The organism is Reichenbachiella faecimaris (assembly GCF_900176375.1).
Taxonomy (GTDB): Bacteria; Bacteroidota; Bacteroidia; order Cytophagales; family Cyclobacteriaceae; genus Reichenbachiella; species Reichenbachiella faecimaris.
On the sequence record NZ_FWYF01000005.1, the window covers coordinates 238,621 to 262,019 of the forward strand.

Genomic DNA, 23,399 nt, shown 5'->3' on the forward strand with positions numbered 1-23,399 from the left:
GTAAATATTAAACAAGTGAAACCCTGACATCTGTCAGGGTTTTTTCTTTTTAGAGCGATCCACACCTCTAATGGCTTGCGCTTCCAATGGGTCTTCGGGCCAAGCATGTTTAGGGTATCGTCGTTTCAATTCTTTGCGAACCTCAAAATAGGCATCCGACCAAAAGCTCTTCAAATCAGAGGTCACCTGAACAGGCTTAAATCCAGGTGATAACAAATGCATTAATAATGAAGTGGCTCCGTTATTTATTTTTGGGGTTTCAAGCAGACCAAACAACTCCTGTAGTCGAACTGCCAGTACAGGTGGCGCCCCATCATAGAAGTATTGGATTTTAATGTTTGATCCACTGGGTACTTCTATTTTTTCTGGAGCTAATTGATCCAATTGACTTTGTTGGTCAATAGGTAGGTGATAGTGAAGCACCTCTCTGAGGTTGATTTTTTTTAAGTCCTCTGGCTTTTTGATATTGTTTAGGTAAGGTTTCAGCCAATCTTCATTAGAACTTAATAAGTAAGCTTGACTTACATCTGGCCAGTTTTCTTTCGGATTCCAGCGCCCAAGGCTTAGTATTCTATTTTGCCATTGTATCACTTCTTCATCCCAATTGAGCAAATGCTGACCTTCGGATTTTACGGCATCACATATAGCCTGTTCCAAATGCTCCGTGTCAGGATCAGGCAGTGGTACTGATTGAAGCACAATACTGCCAATTCTTAATTCTTTGTTGGCGATTAGGCCACCATACTTGGTGTCCCACTTGATGACCTCTAGGCTTTTGACCATAGGAGCCAAATCTTTGGGGTTTAGGGGAGAGGCCATAAAAATTTTACCCATGTCATCTCTTGCATCCATGTGGGCAATGGCCAACCAAGATTCATGTGCCAGGTCATCTCTATGTCCAGCCATTGCGATTTTCCCATTAGATAATTTGAATTGGGCATTGTTGCCAGGTCGAGCAAAAGCTATGCGTTCAGGATAGGCTTGAGCAAGCAAGAGCCCGGTTTCATAAGGATCAACTGGTGAATTATCCACTTCTTCCAGTTGAAACATTTTCCGATAGGACTCAGCAATTTTTTCTATGCGACTGAACTTTCTACTCAGTCTATTTTCACTTCTTAATCTACGCAGTACTATTATGCGCTCGTTGATGTCAATCCCAGACTCTGGGCCTAGTGGGTCTCGTTCTTCTATCAGGGCAGCTACGTCTGAGGCTAAAGGTAAAAGTTCCTGATCTTCTGCCTCAATAAGCATGTGGGCTATTCTGGGATGACACGGAAGTGCGTGCATACGTTCCCCATGAGGTGTGATTCTACCATTATTTAAGGCATGCAATTCGTGAAGAGCAGCCAAGGCCCTCTGCATGGTGCTTGATGGAGGAGGAGTCAACCAGGTCAATTGGTTGGCGTCTAATATTCCCCATTTGGCCAGATCCAAAGCCAAGGTTGAAAGATCTACCTCTAAAATTTCAGGTGAAGCGTGAAGCTCAAGTCTATCTTGTGTTGCTTTTGACCACATGCGATAGCATGCCCCTGCACTTAACCGTCCTGCCCTTCCAGCACGTTGGTCAGCAGAATCTTTTGATATTTGAATGGTGTGTAATCTTGAGAGGCCTGATTTTGGGTCGAACTTAGAGGTTCTGCCATATCCTGTATCCACGACAATTTTGATGCCTTCAATGGTCAAACTGGTTTCTGCAATTGATGTAGCCAGCACTACTTTTCGTTTACCTTTTTTGTCTGGCATGATGGCAGCCATTTGTTTGCCGTGTGGCAATTGCCCGTAGAGGGGATGGATGGCAAAGCCTTTCAGTCTTGTTCTTAGGATTTCTTCACATTTTTTGATTTCCCCTTGTCCAGGAAAAAATGCAAGTACATCACCTTCATTTTCTTTGACTGCTTGAGTGATGATTCTAGCTGTCAATTCGGGAAGTAAGGTTATATCTGTATCACCTGTGTATTTGATATCTACTGGGTACTGTCGGCCTTCACTTTTCACCACAGGACATTGAAGCATACTGCTCAGTTGTGGCATATCCAGTGTCGCAGACATGATGAGTATTTTGAGGTCTGGCCGAAGCACTTGTTGAGCTTCTCTACACAATGCTAGTGCTACATCCGCATGAATACTGCGTTCGTGAAATTCATCAAATATTACCACGCCAACACCCTTCAGCGAGTTGTCACTGTGAATCATTCTTGTGAGTATACCCTCTGTTAGCACTTCTATCTGAGTGTGCTCAGAAACCTTGTTTTCAAATCTTATTCTATATCCTACGCTGTGCCCTACTTTTTCGTCAAGTAATTCAGCCATTCTGATAGCCACTGTTCTTGCGGCTAGTCGTCTGGGTTCGAGCATAAGTATTTTTTGGCCTTTGAGCCAATCTTGCTCCAGAAAAGTCAGAGGTAGAAGTGTACTCTTACCTGCACCAGGTGGTGCATTTACAATTTGAGTATTATGTTCTGAAAAATTGTAGCGAATCTCTTCTACAGATTCGATGATTGGTAAGTCTATGTTTTTATATACGAATGACAAACTTTGTAATTTTATGAATCACTGCGAAATTAGAAGAATCAGGATTGATTCTATAGCATTTTTAAAAACTAAAGCGGTAAGGAAGAGGAAATAAATACTGATGATAAGTGAAATAATATTTTTGTTTTTGCTAATTTCTGCTCCAAAACCAGAATCACACATTCAACCAGAATGACCAGCTTACAATCATTTCATACTTATTGTCACTTCCAAAATTCTAGCATTTCTAATCATGCGATTGTTTCTGTAAACTAAGGTAAAGTGAGCGGTAGCATAGATTTGATATACGACAAAACGCTAAAAATCATCATGGATTTACTCCATGTGAAGAGTGCGGCTATTTTGAGTGTGGGAGACTCAGGATTACAAATTGAACGTTTTTTGTTGAAAGGAAAAGTGAAGTCTAGGGACGGAGTTGGTCAATTAATACATACCTCTTTTGAAATGAAAGAACCTTCCCTTATTGCATCCAGTGTTTTTGAGGGAACGGATGTCACTGCTGTTGTAGATGGGGCCAACTATTATGCTTTTCCCTGTTTGGATAGCCATGCCAGAATGATTGCTCTAATCTTATTGCCCGTGATAGACCTAAAGGAATTTAAGGCTGAAAATTATTCATTGGTGCATGTAGTAGGGCAAAGGTTATCCGTGGAGTTGGAAAAAAGCAGAGTGATCAAGGAGCGCGAAAGTTTAAGCGAATTCAATGCTTCTATTTTGGAATCTCTGGATGAAGTGACTTGGGATTATTCGATCACAAAAAAGAAAATACAATGGTTTGGGGCCATTTATAAGGTTTTTGGTTTTCAGAAAGAAGAACTGGGCAATACAATCGATTTTTTCCTGAGCAAAGTTCATCCATCAGACAGGGTCATTCTTGAGGATAAATTGATCATGAATAAACAGTCAGATGAGAAATTTCTTGTTGATTTTCAGTTTGAAAATTTAAAAGGGGGATTCAACTGGTTGCGCATAGAAGGAGTGATGCACTTAGATAAGAGCGGAAATGCGGAAAGAGTAATAGGAGTGGTGAAAAATGTCCACAATGAAAAAATGGCTGAGATGCTAAGAATAAGGGCCATGATAAAGGCTAAGGACTCGGAGAGAAAAAGGATAGCTTCTGAAATTCATGATAGTCTAGGACAAACACTTTCAGTTGCTCGCTTGGAACTGGATTCTTTATCAGAAATTTACAAAGACAACGTTTTTCTGGAAAAAGTAAAAAGCGTATCAGGGCTCATTGCAGGTGCTATACAAGAAAGCAGAGCAATTTCTCATGATTTAATGCCACCTGCATTGGTAGATTATGGACTTATTCCAGCATTAGAAACCATGATTAGTCAGTTAGATAGATCTTCGTCAGTCAATTTTTCTTTCTTTCACAATGAAATTGAAGAGAGGTTCGAAGAGGATTTTGAAACCAACGTATATAGAATATGCCAAGAAGGAGTAAACAATATATTGAAGCATGCCCAAGCAAAAAATGCGACAGTACAAGTCATCAGACACCCAAATTATGTTTACGTTAGTATAGAAGATGATGGATTAGGGTTTGCGCAAAAGGGAGATAGCGAAAATGCATCAGGTTTGGGTTTAAAGAACATGGCAAACAGAGTGGCTTATCTGGGAGGGAAAATAGACTTTGAAACAAATAACGGATCAATCATAACCATAGAAATATCAATTTAATCATGAGTGTTAAAATTTTACTTGTAGATGATCATAAGATCATGAGAGATGGTATTAAAGCAATTATTACCGAATCTCCAGAATATAGTGTAGTGGCAGAGGCTTCAGACGGGGTAGAGGCCTTGGACTATTTGGCTGATCATGAAGTGGATATTGTGGTCATTGATATCAATATGCCAAATCTGGATGGAGTAGAATGTACAAAAGCCATCAAAAACAAAAATGCAAATACCAAAGTGTTGGCCATGAGCATGTATGTGGACGAACAGCACATTGTAAATATGCTAAAAGCTGGAGCCAATGGATATATCTCTAAGGACGCTGGGAGACTGGTACTCCTTGAGGCATTGGATACCATCAGAAAAGGAGAGGCCTATCATGGTAAGGAAATCACCACGGTCATCATGTCAGAATTCTCCAAGACAAAAGAAGAGAAAATGAGAGAGAACCCATTAAGTTTTTTAACGAGTCGAGAAATTGACGTTTTGAAGCTTATAGTGGAAGAAAGATCCAACTACGAAATCGCAGAGACATTGCATATAAGTATCCGCACTGTAGACGCACATCGCCGAAATCTACTTCAAAAGACCGGAGTTAAAAATGCAGTAGGCTTGACCAAGTTTGCTCTAAAAAATGGGATATAGGTATATGGAGGCACTTTTTGTGTGTCTGGCTAAGTGAATTGCCTAGAATAAATTTGGGTATCAGTACCTATTGCAACCATTCTCGCATCATTCTACTTTTGGGATGTAATAAACTTAAAAAGTTATAAATACTTAACTAGTAGAATTTATGAGTTTAGCTATGGATGGTATAATTGCAATTCCAAGAAATGAGAACCTGAATACTTCGATTGACCAAAGAAGGTTTAGGAATTATATCATCAAAGCTACTGCATCTACACCTTTTGTTGCCTTAGAAATGGCCAACCGTTCATTGCTTATCAAAGGAAATTCTAGTCCTGAAAATCCAGTTGAGTTTTACGAAAAGGTAGATAAACTTTTAGCTTATTATATGGCTGAAGGTCGAAATTCACTGACGGTCAATTTTAGTTTGGATTATTTCAACACTGGTTCGGCTCGCAGCCTGTACGTTCTGATGACTCAATTAAAAGAGCATGGAGAGAACGGGATGGAAGTAAGTGTGAATTGGTACTATAAAATAAATGATGAGGATATGTTGTTGTCAGGCAAGAATTTTAGCAGCTATACGCAGCTAGATTTGAAACTGATCCCAACATCACCTATGAAATATTGAAAAAAAAAGAATATGAGAAAATAACCAAAGTCAAGACGAAATATTGAAAGAAGAAATTCAAGATAAACCAACCTAACCTTATTTCTAACCTACCTATCAGGATTTTTTCAACCACTATTTCAATTATTTCAGATTGGCTTTGGCTTATAATCGAATCGCAAATAAATCAGTTGTACCAAAAATCACAGTCATGAGAAAGTTAGTTTCACTTTTATTAGTTGTTTTGTTTTTAAGTTCTATAGCTACAAGTTGTGTAGATGCCCAAGCGGATGAAGTATACGACAACGTAGTGCCAGAAAAATCTCAAGATGGAGATGCAACGAATCATGAAACTTCGGGGCCATTGTAGAAAATAAATATTTTCCTGAACCCCTAAACCAAACTAACCCATTGTATATTTTTGACTTATGAACTTGAAAAGTCTAATATATTTCATTCTAGGTATCCTAATCTCTTCTTGTAGTGACGTATATGTATTAGAGACCCAAAATCTCTACGATCAAGCATCAAATCTGTATCGAACTCAAGAGTATGACAAGGCTAAAAGTAAATTGGACCTTTTATTAAGTAAAGAAGATAAGGGTAATCCTGACCTGGTTGCGAAAGCGTATTATTTGAGAGGATTTATTGCTTATTTAGATAATGAGTCTAAAAATGCCTATTCAGATTACTTAGATGCTTTAGAGATCGCCAAGGAAATTGGTGATGGTAAAACAGAATCTAGATTATTTAATGAAATAGGTCAAATATTCTACGAAAGAGAATTGTACACTCAGGCATTGCAAAATTTTAAAGCGGCCTTGTCATTAGCAGATCAGGCAACATATCAGGATAAGGCTTATTATCATTTTGGAGTCGGAAAAACTTTGTTGTGTCTGGGAGAGTTTGATTCTGCCATGGAACATCTACTGGATGCTGTGGATATCAATAAAAAATTAAGAAATGATAATTCTCTTGCAGTTGATTTGCTTGAATTGGGAAAGCTACAGTCTAGAGCTGGTAACCTCGATTTAGCATATAAGCATTATAACGAAGTTGTAGATTTAGCACCACTCACAAATAATCCAAATAAGTATTTGTGGATGGCGTATACCAACTTAGGGAATTTGGCTCAAAAATCTGATGAATTAGACAAAGCGGAAAATTTTCTAACTCAAGCTCTCAAATATAAGGGGAGTGAAAATCAACTTTGGATTACCTACAATAATTTAGGAAAAATCTACAATTCGAAAGGCGAATACGAAAAAGCCTGGAATTGTTTCAAACGGAGCTTGGCGTACAATAGTGAAAAGGGAGAAATGAATGAATTGGCCATTACCAATACTGCGCTAAAGAAAACTTTCGAAAAACTCAATCAGCCTGATAGTTTATTGCATTACACCATGCTCATCAATGATATGGCTTTACCCATGATGCAAGAGAAATCTTGGTTAAAGGACGAGGAAGAAAAAATAGCTTTGTTGACCAAATATCAGGATTATGAGAGAGAAAAGGCTGAAAAGGAACAGTATGCCAAGACCTCGTGGTTGATGGCTTTTATTATGACTTTCATTTTTGTATCAGGTGTGCTTTCTATGCGCCTCTGGAAAATTTACAATTACAAGTCAGCACAAAAAGGTCATGCACTGATCAAAAATTCCAACGAAATGGTTTATCTCCTTGATATGTTTAAGAAAGAAAAAGAGGAGATGAAGAAGGTCATGGATCAAAAAATAGGTGCTTAATTAATTCAATTAAGCGTTCTTATATTCTTCAATCAATTTATTTTTCACCCTTATCAATTCATTGAGACCCTCTATATGCTCTTTTAGGAGTTGTATTTCAATATCCTTTCCTGCGATTACATTATAGATGCCATCTTGAGATTCTACATTTTCAATGGCTTTGCCAACCTCGTGATAATCATCAATGAGCATTTCTCCTTTTCCAGTGATGAGCCAGATGGGGTTGAGTTGAGGGTAGCGTGCACAAATTTTTTCCAATACATCAGTACTTACAGATCCATCATTAGCTACTTCTAGCTGAAGGTCTTCCCGTCCAACCCCAATAGCGTGATCTAGTTGGGCAGAACTAATAGACTCTTTCTGAATAAATTTTAATATTCTATGGATGATTTTCATTTTCTCATAGGCTGTAGTTGGAAGAGTGAAATTACCCAAAAACCTTAGATAAACGTCCTTATGCTAGTAAAATATTGATTTTTAAAACTTCAAAAATCAACATCTTGGCATCAGGTTTTGTTTATAGGTATTTCACCCAATTTTCTTAATTAAGAAAAAAATCCACAAGAAATGCACTTCAGTGGTTTAATCAGATAGACGCTGAGGAGGAGTTAATCCAAATAGACAAGCCGTCAGAATGATTAGCATTGATGATAGATACCAAAGGCGATAATTTGAGCAAAAATGAGTTATCTGTGGTGAGAGAAATGTGGAAGTCTGATATACTTTAACTTCCCGTTTCGAGAAAAGTGAGGAGTTAGAATTTATACCTAATTTGGAATTTTACATCACTTCTTGTATGCCCTTCTATTTCATTCAGTCCAGAACCTACACTGTTGCGATTTCTTAAATCATATCTTCCATACCTAGCCCAGAGCGTTAGTTTTTTAGTTGGTTTATATTGGAGCATAACGTAATTCCTAGTGCCTTGATGGGCGTAGGCATGTATTGAAAAGACGTACAGGAGGTCTTTTTCAAATACATATTGACGATTTTCATAATCTTCAGTATCAAATAATGCAAAACGTGTACTAATAGAGAATTTATTGATTTTGATATTGAAATCTTGTACTACAGCTACACCCTTTGTTTGTTCATTAGCCAAGTCATAAGTACTGAATTGTACTCTTGATTTAATAAGAAAGATATCATTAGCCGTAAAATCAACATTCCCTACATAATTGCGTTTGACGCCATTTTCAAGTATGTGCAAGTTGCCACCTTCTGTAGATACAGATACTTCCTTGGCTTGTTCTCGCAGCTGTGCATAGAGTTTAATTTTTTTCGTAGGCTTGTATTCAGCTCTCAGCAAATATTCATAACCTTGAGATGGAGAATTAACGCCAAATCGAAGCCATGGAAACTTAAACCTGTCATAATAAGCAGAAAAGGATGTTTTCTTGCTAGGCGTTACTTTGAGTCCCCAGTACAAACCTTCTTCATTGATGTTTCTTGACCCTTCACCAAAGGAATTGCCATAAAAAGAGTGATAATCCTTTGCATAGTTTCTGTAGAGAAAACTCATGGAAACAATAGGAGAAAGGCTGCCCATGAAGCCGCCTACTATTGCCATACCACCAGATTTGGATCTGGCTACTTCAGAAAAAAGAAGGAAATTGTGCCAGTTGTAATTAGCAAAAAAACTTGCGTTATAGTTGTTGTCACCCTTGAATTCGAACTGGTTGTAGTTATTAGGTGTCTTTTGTATAGGTACAGAAAAACTATTGTGCAAGAATGTGGTGCCGAATTGTAGATTGCTATTGTTAAGGTCGTTATAGGTAATATTGATACCTGCAGATTCTTCCTGAATACCTTTACGAGAGGAAAGTTCATTGTAAGTTCTGTGCATACCAACGTCCTGAATTCCAGTGATGTATTCTTCATAGTTACCATCATAATTTTCTGACCGAATAATGCCATCTTGTTTTAATCGTGAGTAGAATGGTGTGATTTCAACGTTCTGGATCGTATATGTAAAGGCTGCTCCTCGCATGAAACTAGTTTCTAGTGCAGAGGTATAAGGTCTTAATCCAGAGTTTCCACGTTTCACAGTGGTAATGGTCTCAGCTCCTTTACCAGGATTGAATCCAGAACCAAGTACAAGTCCCTGACCGAACTGCATTTGAAAATCACCCAAGGCAATGCTTTTGAAAGCTCCTTTGTTGTAAAGAAAAAGATGAAACGAGTAGTAATCAAAGCCGTATTGTTTGGCATCATGATCAAACAGAAACTGCTCGCCAGGGTCTTTTTCAAAAGTGAGACCCACACTGAAGTCTTTTGAGTGACTAGAACGGAATCGTCCATAGATTTTGTGAGGAGAACCCAAATATCTTGACGAATCTGATCTGGTATAGCCTTCTTGATCCTCCAACACTCTTTCTGTTCTCAGAATCAGATAGTTGTTTTTTTCTGAGGCAATTCGTTTGAGTAAGTGTCCTCTGGTAGAATGGTCTCCAGGCGAACGAACTTCTACGAATGGCATGAGGTTGTTAATGGTCGTACGATCAAAGCCATCAATCACCTGAAGTTCATATATGGATAATAACGGACCATTGGAGTGAAGATAATCCATCAAGTTATTGATCTGAGTAATATTAAGCTGATAGAGACTGTTCAGTTCGTTTGTGGTGGTTTCGTTTAGATTGATCGGATTTGAATATAATTGGTACAAAGTCTCGTAGAGATCGTCATAGTTGATGTCCTCATCTGGTACTTGAAACAAATCCTCAATAAAATCTTGGATATCTATATCATGTCGATCGTAGCGTTGAGCTAAAAGATCAAAAGAATGCAAGCAAACTAGTAGCGCTATGGTGATTAATTTTTTCAATCACTGAATATATAACCAATTGAAATTTCGTGTATTCCTCCAAGATCTGGATTGTTGTTGTAGCTGTAATCTGCTTTGAGTTTGCCAGGATAAAAACCAATACCAAAGCTGCTTTCAAAAGGTTTGGTTTTGAAGCCAGTTCTGAGACTTAGATTTTCAAGTATTTTGTACTCAAGGCCCAGCCTGACTACAGCATCTTGATCCACTTCTTTTTCCACTTCAGCATTGAGCATCAGGTCTCGACTAGGTCTATAGCTCAGGCCTGTTTTCATTATGGTTGGGATTCGCTCGTCAGTAAGAGTAGACAGTTTGGCTTGATTGAGATTAGAAACATGTGCACCAAAATAGAGCTGTTCAGTCAGTTCTGCTCTACCTCCAAAGTCAATCATTATTGTTTTTCTACTGCCCGCACCCTCTATGTTCAATTGGTAATAACTTACATTCAAGCCCAGACTCACAATACCTAATTGGTTGCTAAACCCAAGGTTCAAGCGTTGTTCATTGTACAAATCATCACCAAATCTGAACATGCCCATGCCTGCTGTGCCACCTAAAATTGGATAGGTGCCACCAAGTGCCAAACTGGTAAACTCTGATATGCCGTATTTGTTTTTGAAGGAAGTGAAAATGGCCTTCTCTTGAAAATGTGCTAACCCACCTACATTGTTGAACAGCGCCCATTCATCTCCAAGCGTGATGGAAGTGCCACCAATGGCTGCAGATCTAGCACCCATGGCATAGTTGCCGTTTTGAGCTTGAGTACTCACATTCACGGTCAGCCAAATAAGTCCAGTCAGGAAGTATTTTTTCATCTATTGCAAACTAATAATTCTTATTTTCAATTCATCCCATTTAACAAAATTGTAATATTGTCTTCAGAAATTCACGCATGAGCATTGCCCTAGATAATATCCGAACCAATAAGAAGTATGTGCTAACCAACTATGGAGAGCAATTTGAGTTTACTGTCGTAGAAATTAAATCAGACCAGGAATTTCTACTCAAAGATTTAAACACTCTTGAATTTTACAATATGTCTGAATTGATAGGTAGAGGAAGAGGGAAAGACTTCAGTATTTGGGAAAAGTAACCTTTGACCTACCTATTTGTGATAAATGCCCGTCTCAGATAAAGCGAGAATTAATCAATTTAGCTTTAAGAAAATAAAATAAAACCAATGAAAGTATTGAATGTCTTGAGCATGGTTGGCTTAGGCTGTGCACTTTTAGCATGCCAGGCGAAAAGCGAATCTGCTGATTCAACAATTCCAGTAGAGTCCATTCAGGAATGGGATGCAACTTTGTATGTTGAAATGCAAAATCAATTAGGAGAAGGTGCCATTTGGAACCATGAGACTAGTGAATTTTGGCATATTGATATAGAAGGCAGGCAATTCTTTATTACAAATATTCAAACTCAGAAACAAAATACGTTTGACGTAGATCACAGAATAGGTACCATAGTTCCGAATGATTTGGGTCAAGCTGTGGTTGCCTTGCAAAGCGGCATATTCACGTATGATTTTGAATCAAATACACAAGTATTGATTTCAAATCCATTGGATACGATTTCCAATATTCGTTTTAATGATGGTAAATGTGATCCTGCAGGCCGGCTATGGGTAGGATCCATGGGGTTGGATCAAAAATCAAATAGAGCTTCTCTTTACAGTTTGGATCAGGGGCTGGCTAAAGTGCAACTAGATAGCATTACCATTTCCAATGGCATCGTTTGGTCAAAAGATCAAAAGACGATGTATTACATTGATACACCTGATGAAAATGTAAAAGCGTTTGATTATGACACAACAACCGGAAACATTTCTAATGGCAGGGTAGTGATTGAAATTGGAGGGATTGGATTTCCTGATGGTATGGCTATAGATTCAGAAGGGATGCTTTGGATTGCACTGTGGAATGGTAATGCTGTGGGCAGATGGAATCCTCGGACGGGTGAAATGATCGGAAAGGTCAATGTCCCCGCGCATAATATTACTTCTTGTGCCTTTGTAGGAGAGGATTTGGATTCTTTGATCATTACTTCAGCGAGAGTGGATATGAGTGAAGAGGAGCTGGTGAAATACCCTTTGGCAGGTAGTCTATTTGTAGTAGTGCCAGGCATAAGAGGAGTTAAAAGTACTTTTTACCAAACGGCACCAATCACCCAATAAAAATACAATTGTATGCTAAGTACAAGGCCTGCTTTAGGAGTAGGTCTTTTTTGTGTAGAAGAAGCGCTGGAAATTCGTCCAATTCGAGCGTATCAATTACCTTTATCGCTTCAAGTATAATCCATTAATTTCATAGTCACTCATGAAGCAATATCACGAACTCATGCAAAGAATTCTGGACGAAGGTGTTCAGAAAGGAGACCGTACAGGTACGGGTACCAAAAGTGTGTTTGGACACCAAATGCGTTTTGACCTCTCAGAAGGCTTTCCAGTAGTTACTACCAAAAAAGTACACCTGAGATCTATTATACATGAACTCTTGTGGTTTCTCAAGGGTGATAGCAACATCAAGTACCTGAAAGACAATGGAGTCTCTATCTGGGATGAGTGGGCGGATGAGAATGGAGAATTGGGCCCTGTGTATGGCGTGCAGTGGAGAAGCTGGCCCACTCAGCATGGAGAAACTATTGATCAAATTAGCCAGTTGATTCATGACATCAAAAACAATCCGAACTCAAGGAGGTTGATCGTGAATGCATGGAACGTGGCTGAAGTGGCTAACATGGCCTTGCCGCCTTGTCATGCATTTTTCCAATTTTATGTGGCAGATGGCAAGTTGAGTTGCCAACTTTATCAGCGTAGTGCGGATGTCTTTTTGGGCGTGCCGTTCAACATTGCTTCGTACGCTCTACTGACGATGATGGTTGCTCAAGTATGCGATTTAGAACCAGGAGACTTTGTTCATACACTTGGAGATGCGCACCTGTATTCCAATCATATAGAGCAAACAGAATTGCAGCTAAGTAGAGCATGTAGACCCCTTCCCCAGATGAAAATAAATCCAGCAGTGAAAGATATTTTTGGATTCACCTACGAGGACTTTACACTGGAAAACTATGACCCGCACCCACACATCAAAGGCGCTGTTGCAGTGTAAAGCAATCATGGCCAAAGGTTTATAAATTTTCAGTGCATAAATTCTAACTTGCTGTAATAAATTTTTTATTCAGACAACTAATCATCTGATGTAACGATTATCTCATGGACTCAGTCTAATGAGTGTTTCTGTGAAGCTCTTAATTCGGATGATACAACCCAAAATCTAGTGGAAAAAAGTAGTGTATTCGATATGATAGGTCCAGTGATGATAGGACCTTCCAGTTCACACACGGCAGGTGTGGTGAGGATTGCCAGAGTTGGTGTCAGGTTGCTTGGTGGCATTCCTGATGAGGCAGAAGTGATTTTCTACAATTCATTCGCTCGTACTTACGAGGGACATGGTAGTGATCGTGCTATTGTTGCGGGTTTGTTAGATTACAAAACGGATGACAAACGCATCAAAACATCATTTGATGAGGCAAAAAAAGCTGGTTTGAAGTTTAGTTTTAAGTCAGTAGGCAATGCTTCTACCAAACACCCAAATACCATTCACTTGAAGTTGAAAAAAGGTAATCAATCTGTAACCATGGAAGGTGAGAGCAGAGGTGGTGGTGTTGTGAAAATTGTAGAGGTGAATGGCTTTACGGCTGGATTTTCAGCTAATCTGCATACGATTATAATAGAAGCAGATGATGTGCCAGGCAGCATCACTTTCATTACCAGTGTGATTGCTCATGATGATTGCAATATTGCAACTATGACAGTTTCAAGAAAAGGAAAGCATGATTTGGCATGTCAGATTCTGGAAATGGACTCTGGACTCAATGATATCACGCTTGAGTATTTAAGAAATTTAAAATGGATAAAAAATGTCATTTACATACCTGACATTGATAAGTAAAGTATAAATGAAAAACCTAACAAACTTGATACTGAGCTCATTGCTTTGCCTTTCCGTAGGCAATGGTTGGGCACAAGACTACCAATATTCTCTTGAAGAATGTATTAAAATAGCATACGAAAAGAATCTAACCATTCAGCGAAGCCAGTTAGATTTAAGAGTGAGTGAGGTTACCAAAAACCAGTCAAAACTGGAACGCTTACCAGACTTCAATATGGGTGCCAACTACGGCATCAATTGGGGGCGAACCATCGATCCAACGACTAACAATTTTGTCACAGAGCAACTCAATTCTTCCAATATCAATGGACGGAGTAATTTGACCGTGTTTAATGGCATGCAAATTCACAACAGCATCAAACAGGCCAATATCAATTATGCAGCTTCTCAAGCAGAATTAGAAAAAGCCAAGAATGATGTGGGACTGAATGTAGCTACGCTCTATCTCAACGTTATTTTCAATCAAGAACTGTTAGCGAATGCTCAGTATCAGCTAAATAGCACCAATCAGCAACTGGACAGAACTAAGAAGCTCGTGGATGCTGGGGCTTTGCCTGTAACCAATTTATTAGACCTCCAGGCTCAATCAGCTAGCAACGAGGTAAATGTGATCAACTCAGAAAATAGTTATAATCTAGCTGTTTTGAATTTGAAACAGGCCTTGTTGATTCCTGCTGGAGACCGATTTGAAATTGAAATTCCAGAATTAGTATTGAAGCCTGATGAAACGGCATTGATGACTCCAGGAGAAATTTACAAAACTGCTGAAGCCACTATGCCAGAGATTAGAAGTGCTCAGTTGAGAATAGAGGAAGCAGATTTGAATTATAAAATTTCAAAAGGAGCTTACTCTCCAACTTTCACTGTTTCGGCAGGCTTCAATACCAACTATTCTAGCTTTGCAGATCGAGAACGAGAAATTTATGATGGCACAGTTCCAGCCACGGTTCCTATAGGTTATGTGCCTTCTTCAGGTGAAACTGTAGTGTCTGATGTAAGTCTACCAAATGTGGTAGATACGCAGTCTAGCTTTCCATTGGGAGAGCAGTTCCAAGAAAATATCAGCAAGAACATTGCTTTCAATTTAAGTATTCCCGTTTTCAACAAGTTAAGAACTAGGGCAGAGGTGCAGCGTTCTATGTTGAGCAAATACAGAGCAGAGGTCTCTTCTCAAGAAGTACGCAATCAGCTTCGCCAAAATATTGAAACTTCCTACAATGATATGATCGCAGCAGCCAAGACTCATACTGCCAATCAGAGGCAAGTAGAAGCACTTGAAGAGGCTTTCCGGGTCACAGAGAACCAGTTCAATTTAGGAGCAGTGAACTTTGTAGACTATCAGGTAGCTACTAACAATCTATACATGGCGAGGTCAGATTTAGTTAGGGCCAAATTCGATTTTATTTTCAAACAAAAAGTGCTGGATTTCTATTTAGGCAAACCAATTACTTTCTAAACTCATGGCTAAGAAAAAAAATAACAACAAGCTAATCTATGGACTGATTGGCGGAGCAGTAGTATTGATCATCTTCCTAATCGTGGGGAAAAAGAAGGGCTGGATAGGAGAACGCGAAAAAACTGAGGTCACATTTGGTGAAGTAAGGAAGGTGGATATTACTGAAAAGGTGAGTGCATCAGGCATGATCCAGCCTATTGTAGAAGTAAAAATTAGCCCAGAAGTGTCGGCTGAAATCATAGAGTTAAATGTAGAGGAAGGTGATTCGGTCACTCTAGGTGATGTGCTGATTAAACTGAAGCCCGATAACCTCAAGTCAGTGTTGGATAGAACCAGAGCATCACTGAATCAACAAAGAGCAAATTTGGCTGATGCTGAAGCCAGACTGGCATCTGCAGAAGCTTCTTTCAAGCGTTCTGAATTGGAATACAAACGACAGTCCCAACTGCATGAGTCAAAAGCTATTTCTAATGCAGATATGGAATTGGCTGAGGCTAATTTTAAGATAGCCGAGCAGGACTTGAAGTCGGCAGAGAAGAATGTAGAAGCTGCTGGATACGTGGTAAAAAGCGCATCAGCCACAGTAAAAGAGGCCAACGAAAATCTAATGTTTACTACCATTACTGCGCCCATGGCCGGTATTGTGTCTAAACTGGATGTAGAGAAAGGCGAACGTGTAGTGGGTACTTCTCAAATGGCTGGTACTGAGATGATGCGAATTGCCGATTTAGGTAATATGGAGGTCCGTGTAGATGTCAATGAGAATGACATTGTACGCGTAGCCGTAGGCAATGAAGTAGAAATAGATGTGGATGCTTATTCTTACTTGGATAAGAAATTTAAGGGACGAGTGACGGCTATTGCCAATACGGCCAATGCTAAAGCTTCGCCAGATGCAGTCACTGAATTTGAAGTGAAAATCAGAATTTTGAATAGCTCATATAAAGATTTAGTGGCTGACAACAAGGTGCCATTTCGTCCAGGTATGACAGCTAGTGTTGATATAGTGACTAATACCAAAAGAGATATTCTATCAGTGCCATTAGGTGCAGTAACAACCAGGATTCCAAAAAGCGAAAATAAAGAAGAGGATGATAAGTCCTCCAAGCGTAATCGAGAAGAAGACTTAAAGGAAGTGGTTTTCGTCAATGTAGATGGCAAGGCAGAACTGAGAGTAGTCAAAACGGGAATCAGTGATTTCGACAATATTGAGATTGTGGAAGGCGTATCAGAATCAGAACAAGTAATCACTGGACCTTATCTGGCCGTATCTAAAAAACTGGAAGAAGGTGATTTAGTGAAAGCACAGGAAGAAAAGGAGGATAAAAAAGAAAAGAAAGAATAATTTTACGAGGTATGCTACTCAATCAACTTTATGCTATCATCATTGGCTAGCTCCATCCATTATATTAATCCTTGCTAGGATAACATCAGTTAAAATTCATCTACAAAGCGTCTACAAGATCCTATTTGGACTAAATACATGTATACTTTTGACCAACAATTCTTTTTTTTGGATGCAGAAAAATTAAAACTATTATATGAAAATAAAATTTTCAATCCTCGGCATAGCATGCTCATCCAAAATATTGGTTAACTGGCACATAAAGTATCTGAAATTGCTAGAAAATTGATCCGCTTGACGCAGTCAATTATTTAGTCTAACTTTCTAGTTCCGCCTATCCAGTTCTGCTTTTACCCATTTGAATGTGATAATAATGAGATCTACCTAACCTGTCAGTATTGCTATGTGCTAAAAGGTAAGTGTAGGTTGAAACTTGCAGGTTTTAGTCAACTGACAAGTTTGATAGTAATCCCCTTCTTCTCAATAGGCAATTTTGCCCATTGAATTTGAATGGTAATTCTATTTTTATGGACCTATACCATTACTTTATTCTTAACAAATAAAAAATGCAGCCATCTTTAAAAATAAGTTATCATAGGATTGTCTTTCTGTTTCTTTTCTTAAATCTTTATTTACAAAACCTTCATAAACTATGGGCTCAAGAGATTTCAACATCTCAAATTGACTCCGTCATTTTGGTGGCATCTGAATTGATTCAAGACAATAATAACGACAGCACACTTATATTGACAAGCTTTGCGCTCGATAAGAGTATAGAGCTTGACTATTACTTAGGGCAAGCTCGCGCGCAGGTCGTTGAGTCCAGCTACTATTTGAATAAGGCTCAGCTTGATTCTTCGGAAATTCTTTTTACAAGAGCTGAAGAAATTTATACTGAAAATGGTCTAATTGGTGATACTATACAATCCAAGTATCACTATTTGTTTTTAACCAGGGGAGCTTGGAATATATATAAAAGAAATTTTGCTGAAGCAGAACGCCTTTTAACGATGGGGGCGAAGCTTTTTCTAAAAGAAGGGGATAATCGTCGTTACAATAATTGTCTCAATAGTTTAGGTCGGATCAATGGAATGAAAGGGAATTATGCCCAAGCCTTAGACTATTTTTTAAAAGCTTATGATCTGAACGAAGGTAAAGAGTCATTAAATGCCTCGGTGATTTTAGGGAATATTGCCTTGTGCTATAAGTATCTTGGCCATGTAGAAAAGGCGACTCAATATTTTAAAGAAGGGTTGGAAATGGATATAAAGAATGGCTGGCGTAGTCAAATGAATAAGTACAATGGGTTGGCAACGATTTATAAGCAACTTGACAACCTTGATAGTGCCATTTATTATGATAAGAAGGCTTTTGAGGCAGCACAAGAATTTGGGAATTACAGCACGGCGGTTATTTCGTTGGGAAACTTGGCGCAGTATTATGTGCTAAAGCAGGAGTTTGATCTTGCCAATACAATGATGAATGAGGCCTTGCAATTGGCCGATAGTGTAGGAATCAAAAGTGTAGAAGAGCAATTTGACATTATAAAAGCGGAAGTTTTTTATGATGAACAGCAATACGACAGTACCTTGTATTACGCTCGGAGAGCGTTAGCCTCTACTTCGCAATATTCACATCGAAAATTCTCCTCTATCATAACCCACCTGATGTCTAATACTTTTGAACAACTGGGTGTATTGGACTCTTCCTTGTACTATTTGAAAACGCATCATGCTTATGAAGATTCGCTATTCAATAAAGAGAGTCAGAAAAAAGTCACTGAGCTATATACAAAAATGGAGACGCTGGAAAAGGAGAAGGAAATCAATCTACTGCAAAAGAACAAAGAACTGGAGGCAGTGAAGAAACAGCGTCTGCTTGTTCTAATATTTGCTATTTTGATGGTGGCTGGTTTACTGGTTGTAACCTTGATCTATCGGTACAAGGGTAAACTGAGAAAAGAGGAATTGAAACAGATTAAGCTGCAGAATGATCTGGAGCAAGGACAGGCCGATTTGTATAAGCAAACACTAAATATGATCCATATGAACAACCTGATGGATAGTTTAGAAAGCCAGGTAAAGGAAATTATTACCAAAAAGAGTGATCCCGAGTATCGGAAGATTTTGCATACGATCAAGATGAACAAATCCTTAAAGAAGGATTGGGAAAATTTCAATAATTATTTTTCTAACTCACATTCTGAGTTTTATGAGAAGCTTACGAGTCTCAATGATAAGCTATCAAATCATGAAAAAAGAGTTTGTGCTTTGATCAAACTGAACCTGAGCAACAGAGAAATAGCTACGATCTTGAATATTGAGAATAGAAGTGCTGTAATGATCAAATACAGAATCAAGAAAAAGATTGGTCTAGAAGAACACAACGATCTCAATAAATATGTACAACAGCTCTAATTTCTATAACTCTGGTAGATAAAATCTTGACGTTGTAGATCCTCCATTTGATTTGAGCTTGTTTTATGGCAAACCATTGTTAATAAACATATAGACTCAAAAAAGACGTCTTTCTTTTCTTCTAAGGGCATTTTTTAATTTTCATATATACCATTTGTAAACCTCAATCTTGATTCGTAAAAATCCATGAATACCATTTGTATACTGAGAGAATAGGTGATCCAAATAAAGCTATTATAGATTTACTCAGAACTTTTAAAACAAAAGAAATATGAATGAAAGAGAGTTAATGCTGGTAAAATCTTGCTGGCAAACCGTAGCTCCAAATGCCATCCCTTTGGCGATGAAATTTTACGATGATCTGTTCGAGGCAAAGCCTGAGTACAGAAGACTATTTAGCGGTGATATGAATAAGCAAGCTGAGAAGCTCATGATGACACTGGGTTTTTTGATGGCTAATGTGGACAGAGTAGACAAAATCAAAGATGCAATCCATAAACTCGGTGCGTTACATGTGAAATTTAAGGTTTTACCTGAATATTATCCACCTGTTCAAAAAGCCCTTGTAGGTGCCATTGCGCAGTTTATGGACAATCAGTGGAGTTATGAGCACGAAGATGCATGGAACAAACTTATTTCTGCAGTTGGAGACATGATGATTGAAGGAACGACAAAGAAAAGGTTTTCTTGGAAATTCTGGAGTTAAGTCGATTGTTGCTTGGTTTTCATAGAAATGATTTAACAAATGAAAGATCTGAATATTAGAGAGCGAAAAAATATTAGAGATACATGGAAAGTACTGGCTCCAAATATTCATGAATTTGCTTTTTCTTTTTATTCCAATCTGCATTCATTGGATTCTTCTCTCGTGCCGTTATTCGAAAATGAATTTGGAATAATCAAACAGGGAGATAAAGCATTGTATGTATTAGGTTTTGTAGTTGCCTCACTCGATAATTTGATGGTGGCGAGAGAAGGTATAAAAAAGGCTTTAGAGGGCGTTTTTATGGAGCATCAGCACATCAAAAGGGCTGATGAACAAAAAGTGATGAAAGCTTTCTTGCAGGCCATGAAATCTACTCTGAGAGGCGTATGGACAAATGAAATTGCCATATCCTGGTATAGACTTTTGTCACTTATTTCAGCTGTTTCTATTGGGACTAAAATTGAATTTGAAATTCCGGTAATATGATCAATAATTTCCCCAAAAATAGAGAACCTAATGCACTAAAAATTAAAAATTGGTGTATCGAAACATTTTCGTCAGCCAGTTGGCTTATAATCGTTTCAAGGTGTTACCCTGAATTGCTCGAGTGTGATAGAAAAGTATCCATAGTCAATATTCATGAACGAACAGTGTTTGACGAAGATCATATTAATATTTTGAATAGATGTATAATGGAACTTTATGATTGCGTAATACCAGAAGCTATAAGTTCCTATAGTAGCAATTTTGATGTGAAAAAGGGATTCAAGATAGAATGGTTGGATAGAGTAACTGGTAGAATGAAAATATCATATACATTGAAACGACCACTCAACTGGTTCACTGATTTATTTAATGAATAGTAAGAAATAGTGCTGTTGCTTTTTTTGTACCGATCAAGCCTAAAACAATTAAAATTTGAAGATTATCGAATAAAAAATGGTCTAAGAAAAGCTTATCACCTTTGACTGAGAGTAGTACTTGCTATATATCTGAGGGTGGAGAGCTTTAACTCATAAGAACTATGAAATTCTGACTTTGGGTCTTAGTTTTCTGCAAAAGAAACTGAGACTCGTACATGATACGATTAAAAAAATGCATGGAATCAGTTTTCTTAAACCTACACAGAAGTTGTCCTCCTAAGTTTAAAGACTGTGCCATTATTTATTTGTAGATCGGTTAAAAACAAAAAATGCTATGGTAAGAAATGAAAACACTGTTTGCGATATCAATTTCATTGATGAGTATGAATTTGAAAGTAGAATCAAAACGGTAAGTGATAATATTTTGATTTGGATTGAGACTGAACAAACTTTTGAGAAAAAGATACCAGGACTATATAAGAAGTTTGATAAGCTGGTTTCTGAATTCGACAAGGTTGATATCATTTTTGATATCAAAAAGATTTCAGAATTTAGACTTAATCCTATTCAAAGAAAGCTATGCCGAAGATTTTTTGACGTAAATCAAAATAAGCTTCGACATGCTTACATAGTCACAAAAGATCAGACCTTTTTGAGGCTAACGTCAAAACTTCTAATGAGAAATTACTTTGAGTTAATCACCTTTCACAGCAGTAGAGAAGAAGCACTAGATATTATCAACCTAGCCAGAATTTAAAATTTTCAGGTAATATGAGAAACGATTTTCAAAATTTGGTATTAGACGAACTCCTGCATATCGCAAATGGAGAAAGCCGAGTTACTGAGCAAATAATAGAAAAGGAGAAAGATGATAAGTACAAAGAGGTACTTGTCGCTTTACTTGAACTCAGTGAGGATATCAAATACAAAAAAAAAGAATCCGAATTAATAATAGAAGAACTAAATAAGGAAAAGCAAAAAGCCGAGATGGCAACAAAAGCAAAAGCAGAGTTCTTGTCAATGATTAGTCATGAGATTCGAACTCCTCTTAATGCTATCATTGGTATAGGTCATATTTTGATGCATGAATCACCACGAACTGATCAGTTGACCTATATCCAAAATCTTCGATGGTCAGGAGATAATCTACTTGCTATTATAAACAACGTTCTTGATTTTAATAAAATAGAAGCAGGAAAGGTAAATTTCGAATCTACTCCTTTTAATGTTATCAGCACCATAAGTGGAGTGCTGGAATCTATGAGAATGAAGGCCAACGAACAAAATTGCAAGTTGATTAAATCTATTGATGAGAATTTGCCTGAGTTTTTGGTTGGTGACCCTACAAGGTTCATTCAGATATTGAACAACTTGGTAAGCAATGCAGTCAAATTCACCATGAATGGTACTGTTAGAGTAGATGCGCAATTTCAAACCATTGATGAAAAAGTAATTGCACTAGAGATCAGTGTGTCAGATAGCGGGATTGGAATATCAGAGGATAAAATCAAACAAATCTTTGAACAATTTAATCAAGCGGATTCAAAGATTAATCGAAAATTTGGTGGTACTGGCTTAGGATTGACCATTACTAAGCAGTTGATCGAATTACAGGGAGGTAAGATAAATGTCGAAAGTGAACCTAGTGTGGGCTCCAATTTTAAGATTACTATACCCTTCGAATTGCCAAATGAAATGGTAATCAAAGAAAGTCACAGAGGGAATACCAACTATCTTGACTTAAGTCTTAAAGGATCTAAAATATTGATAGTCGAAGATATTGCAGTAAATAGATTAGTGGTTGAAAAATTCCTTACCGAATGGGAGGTTATAACCGCCTATGCAGAAAATGGGATGGAAGCCATAAATAGTATAATATCAGAGCAGTTTGATTTGGTTTTGATGGATCTTCAAATGCCAGTAATGGATGGGTTTATTGCCACCTCCGAGATTAGAAAACTCCCTAGAAATAAATACAGAAACCTCCCAATTGTTGCACTGACAGCAGCTTCAATAAGTGAGGTTTCTTCTGAAGTATTCGATTCAGGAATGAATGATATTGTATCAAAACCTATCAATCCTGCAGAACTTTACAAGACCATATCGAAATACGTAAAACCTAGCACCAAAAAGAATTCAAATATTAAGGAAATGAAAGATGTGCGTGGTTCACGTATAAGCGATCATTCTTTGGATTTGAAATTTGACTATATGAGAAACCTCGCAAAAGGAGATATGCAATTTTTGAAGAAAGTTCTTAGTATGTCTGTCAAAGCTTTTCAAAATTTTATTACTGAATATTCTTCTAGTTTAATGAATGACGATTTGAACGAACTAAGCAATATCAGGCATAAAATTTATGCAAGCATCAACAACTTTGAGATTATAAGGCTCATGGATTTGATGCAAGAGAGTAAAAAACTCTTTGTAAGTCATAACAAAAAACAACTTTCAAATGAAGTTAAATTTGAGCACATGAGGCAAGTAGAACAAACAACAATTGAGATAATAGAAGAAATAGAAGCAGAAATATTAAACATTGACCTTATTGCAGTTTAGATTTAATACAGTTGTAAAGGCGAAGAAATTATTCTTCGCCTTTTTTGTTTGAGACCTTCGTATATACTTACTTAGAA

Annotated in this window: 20 protein-coding genes; 16 read left to right on the top strand and 4 right to left on the bottom strand. The window is 37.8% G+C overall.

The features are described 5' to 3' along the window. Positions 1 to 33: 33 nt before the first annotated feature. The gene (gene hrpB / locus B9A58_RS19890; RefSeq protein WP_084374714.1) at positions 34 to 2,532 is read right to left on the bottom strand and encodes an ATP-dependent helicase HrpB; all 2,499 of its coding nucleotides are present in this window, start codon (positions 2,530 to 2,532) and stop codon (positions 34 to 36) included. A gap of 261 nt (positions 2,533 to 2,793) precedes the next feature. On the opposite strand from hrpB, the gene B9A58_RS19895 reads away from it, so the two are divergent. From B9A58_RS19895 to B9A58_RS19915, 5 genes are all read left to right on the top strand, one after another. After that, positions 2,794 to 4,218 carry a histidine kinase gene (locus B9A58_RS19895; protein WP_139793996.1) on the top strand — a complete coding sequence of 475 codons (1,425 nt, stop codon included), beginning with the start codon at positions 2,794 to 2,796 and terminating at the stop codon, positions 4,216 to 4,218. A 2-nt stretch (positions 4,219 to 4,220) separates the two neighbouring features. Next, positions 4,221 to 4,862: a response regulator gene (locus B9A58_RS19900; protein WP_084374718.1), complete on the top strand. Its 642-nt coding sequence runs from the start codon at positions 4,221 to 4,223 to the stop codon at positions 4,860 to 4,862. Positions 4,863 to 5,010: 148 nt separating this feature from the next. Beyond that, positions 5,011 to 5,475: a DUF1987 domain-containing protein gene (locus tag B9A58_RS19905; protein ID WP_084374720.1), complete on the top strand. Its 465-nt coding sequence runs from the start codon at positions 5,011 to 5,013 to the stop codon at positions 5,473 to 5,475. 190 nt (positions 5,476 to 5,665) lie between these two features. Further along, complete coding sequence (locus tag B9A58_RS20455) at positions 5,666 to 5,824, top strand: hypothetical protein (protein ID WP_176214858.1); 159 nt, start codon at positions 5,666 to 5,668, stop codon at positions 5,822 to 5,824. A gap of 64 nt (positions 5,825 to 5,888) precedes the next feature. Next, complete coding sequence (locus tag B9A58_RS19915) at positions 5,889 to 7,199, top strand: tetratricopeptide repeat protein (RefSeq protein WP_176214859.1); 1,311 nt, start codon at positions 5,889 to 5,891, stop codon at positions 7,197 to 7,199. 9 nt (positions 7,200 to 7,208) lie between these two features. On the opposite strand, the gene B9A58_RS19920 is transcribed toward B9A58_RS19915, so the two are convergent. From B9A58_RS19920 to B9A58_RS19930, 3 genes are all read right to left on the bottom strand, one after another. Next, positions 7,209 to 7,595, bottom strand: a complete 387-nt coding sequence (locus B9A58_RS19920; RefSeq protein ID WP_084374726.1) for a hypothetical protein — start codon at positions 7,593 to 7,595, stop codon at positions 7,209 to 7,211. A gap of 358 nt (positions 7,596 to 7,953) precedes the next feature. After that, complete coding sequence (locus B9A58_RS19925) at positions 7,954 to 10,026, bottom strand: ComEA family DNA-binding protein (RefSeq protein ID WP_084374727.1); 2,073 nt, start codon at positions 10,024 to 10,026, stop codon at positions 7,954 to 7,956. Further along, on the bottom strand, positions 10,023 to 10,838 hold the full coding sequence (locus tag B9A58_RS19930; RefSeq protein WP_084374728.1) for a PorV/PorQ family protein: 816 nt from the start codon (positions 10,836 to 10,838) through the stop codon (positions 10,023 to 10,025). The genes B9A58_RS19925 and B9A58_RS19930 overlap by 4 nt, the downstream gene beginning before the upstream one ends. Positions 10,839 to 10,915: 77 nt before the next feature. Between B9A58_RS19930 and B9A58_RS19935 the strand changes: the two genes are divergently transcribed. From B9A58_RS19935 to B9A58_RS19990, 11 genes are all read left to right on the top strand, one after another. Then, positions 10,916 to 11,116 carry a hypothetical protein gene (locus tag B9A58_RS19935; RefSeq protein WP_084374730.1) on the top strand — a complete coding sequence of 67 codons (201 nt, stop codon included), beginning with the start codon at positions 10,916 to 10,918 and terminating at the stop codon, positions 11,114 to 11,116. Between the two features lie 87 nt (positions 11,117 to 11,203). Beyond that, the gene (locus B9A58_RS19940; protein WP_084374732.1) at positions 11,204 to 12,196 is read left to right on the top strand and encodes an SMP-30/gluconolactonase/LRE family protein; all 993 of its coding nucleotides are present in this window, start codon (positions 11,204 to 11,206) and stop codon (positions 12,194 to 12,196) included. A 142-nt stretch (positions 12,197 to 12,338) separates the two neighbouring features. Then, positions 12,339 to 13,133, top strand: a complete 795-nt coding sequence (locus B9A58_RS19945; protein ID WP_084374734.1) for a thymidylate synthase — start codon at positions 12,339 to 12,341, stop codon at positions 13,131 to 13,133. Between the two features lie 168 nt (positions 13,134 to 13,301). Then, a complete protein-coding gene (gene sdaAB, locus B9A58_RS19950) occupies positions 13,302 to 13,976 on the top strand; it encodes an L-serine ammonia-lyase, iron-sulfur-dependent subunit beta (protein ID WP_084374736.1) in 675 nt (224 codons plus the stop codon). Between the two features lie 7 nt (positions 13,977 to 13,983). Further along, on the top strand, positions 13,984 to 15,432 hold the full coding sequence (locus tag B9A58_RS19955) for a TolC family protein (RefSeq protein WP_084374737.1): 1,449 nt from the start codon (positions 13,984 to 13,986) through the stop codon (positions 15,430 to 15,432). A gap of 4 nt (positions 15,433 to 15,436) precedes the next feature. After that, entirely contained in the window at positions 15,437 to 16,777 is a 1,341-nt protein-coding gene (locus B9A58_RS19960; RefSeq protein WP_084374739.1) for an efflux RND transporter periplasmic adaptor subunit, read from the top strand. Between the two features lie 566 nt (positions 16,778 to 17,343). After that, positions 17,344 to 19,194 carry a tetratricopeptide repeat protein gene (locus B9A58_RS19965; RefSeq protein WP_084374741.1) on the top strand — a complete coding sequence of 617 codons (1,851 nt, stop codon included), beginning with the start codon at positions 17,344 to 17,346 and terminating at the stop codon, positions 19,192 to 19,194. 271 nt (positions 19,195 to 19,465) lie between these two features. Beyond that, positions 19,466 to 19,900, top strand: a complete 435-nt coding sequence (locus B9A58_RS19970; RefSeq protein ID WP_084374743.1) for a globin domain-containing protein — start codon at positions 19,466 to 19,468, stop codon at positions 19,898 to 19,900. Positions 19,901 to 19,939: 39 nt separating this feature from the next. After that, positions 19,940 to 20,386 (top strand): globin family protein, encoded by a 447-nt coding sequence (locus B9A58_RS19975; protein ID WP_084374745.1) that lies wholly within the window; start codon positions 19,940 to 19,942, stop codon positions 20,384 to 20,386. Positions 20,387 to 21,097: 711 nt separating this feature from the next. Continuing rightward, the gene (locus B9A58_RS19985) at positions 21,098 to 21,520 is read left to right on the top strand and encodes a hypothetical protein (protein WP_084374749.1); all 423 of its coding nucleotides are present in this window, start codon (positions 21,098 to 21,100) and stop codon (positions 21,518 to 21,520) included. 14 nt (positions 21,521 to 21,534) lie between these two features. Beyond that, positions 21,535 to 23,322 carry an ATP-binding protein gene (locus B9A58_RS19990; RefSeq protein WP_084374751.1) on the top strand — a complete coding sequence of 596 codons (1,788 nt, stop codon included), beginning with the start codon at positions 21,535 to 21,537 and terminating at the stop codon, positions 23,320 to 23,322. Positions 23,323 to 23,399: the final 77 nt, after the last annotated feature.

Coding starts and splice junctions, on each gene's coding strand:
- B9A58_RS19900 (WP_084374718.1), top strand. CDS start 4,221: ATGAGTGTTAAAATTTTACTTGTAGATGATCATAAGATCATGAGAGAT.
- B9A58_RS19905 (WP_084374720.1), top strand. CDS start 5,011: ATGAGTTTAGCTATGGATGGTATAATTGCAATTCCAAGAAATGAGAAC.
- B9A58_RS20455 (WP_176214858.1), top strand. CDS start 5,666: ATGAGAAAGTTAGTTTCACTTTTATTAGTTGTTTTGTTTTTAAGTTCT.
- B9A58_RS19920 (WP_084374726.1), bottom strand. CDS start 7,595: ATGAAAATCATCCATAGAATATTAAAATTTATTCAGAAAGAGTCTATT.
- B9A58_RS19930 (WP_084374728.1), bottom strand. CDS start 10,838: ATGAAAAAATACTTCCTGACTGGACTTATTTGGCTGACCGTGAATGTG.
- B9A58_RS19935 (WP_084374730.1), top strand. CDS start 10,916: ATGAGCATTGCCCTAGATAATATCCGAACCAATAAGAAGTATGTGCTA.
- B9A58_RS19940 (WP_084374732.1), top strand. CDS start 11,204: ATGAAAGTATTGAATGTCTTGAGCATGGTTGGCTTAGGCTGTGCACTT.
- B9A58_RS19945 (WP_084374734.1), top strand. CDS start 12,339: ATGAAGCAATATCACGAACTCATGCAAAGAATTCTGGACGAAGGTGTT.
- B9A58_RS19955 (WP_084374737.1), top strand. CDS start 13,984: ATGAAAAACCTAACAAACTTGATACTGAGCTCATTGCTTTGCCTTTCC.
- B9A58_RS19960 (WP_084374739.1), top strand. CDS start 15,437: ATGGCTAAGAAAAAAAATAACAACAAGCTAATCTATGGACTGATTGGC.
- B9A58_RS19965 (WP_084374741.1), top strand. CDS start 17,344: ATGCAGCCATCTTTAAAAATAAGTTATCATAGGATTGTCTTTCTGTTT.
- B9A58_RS19970 (WP_084374743.1), top strand. CDS start 19,466: ATGAATGAAAGAGAGTTAATGCTGGTAAAATCTTGCTGGCAAACCGTA.
- B9A58_RS19975 (WP_084374745.1), top strand. CDS start 19,940: ATGAAAGATCTGAATATTAGAGAGCGAAAAAATATTAGAGATACATGG.
- B9A58_RS19985 (WP_084374749.1), top strand. CDS start 21,098: ATGGTAAGAAATGAAAACACTGTTTGCGATATCAATTTCATTGATGAG.
- B9A58_RS19990 (WP_084374751.1), top strand. CDS start 21,535: ATGAGAAACGATTTTCAAAATTTGGTATTAGACGAACTCCTGCATATC.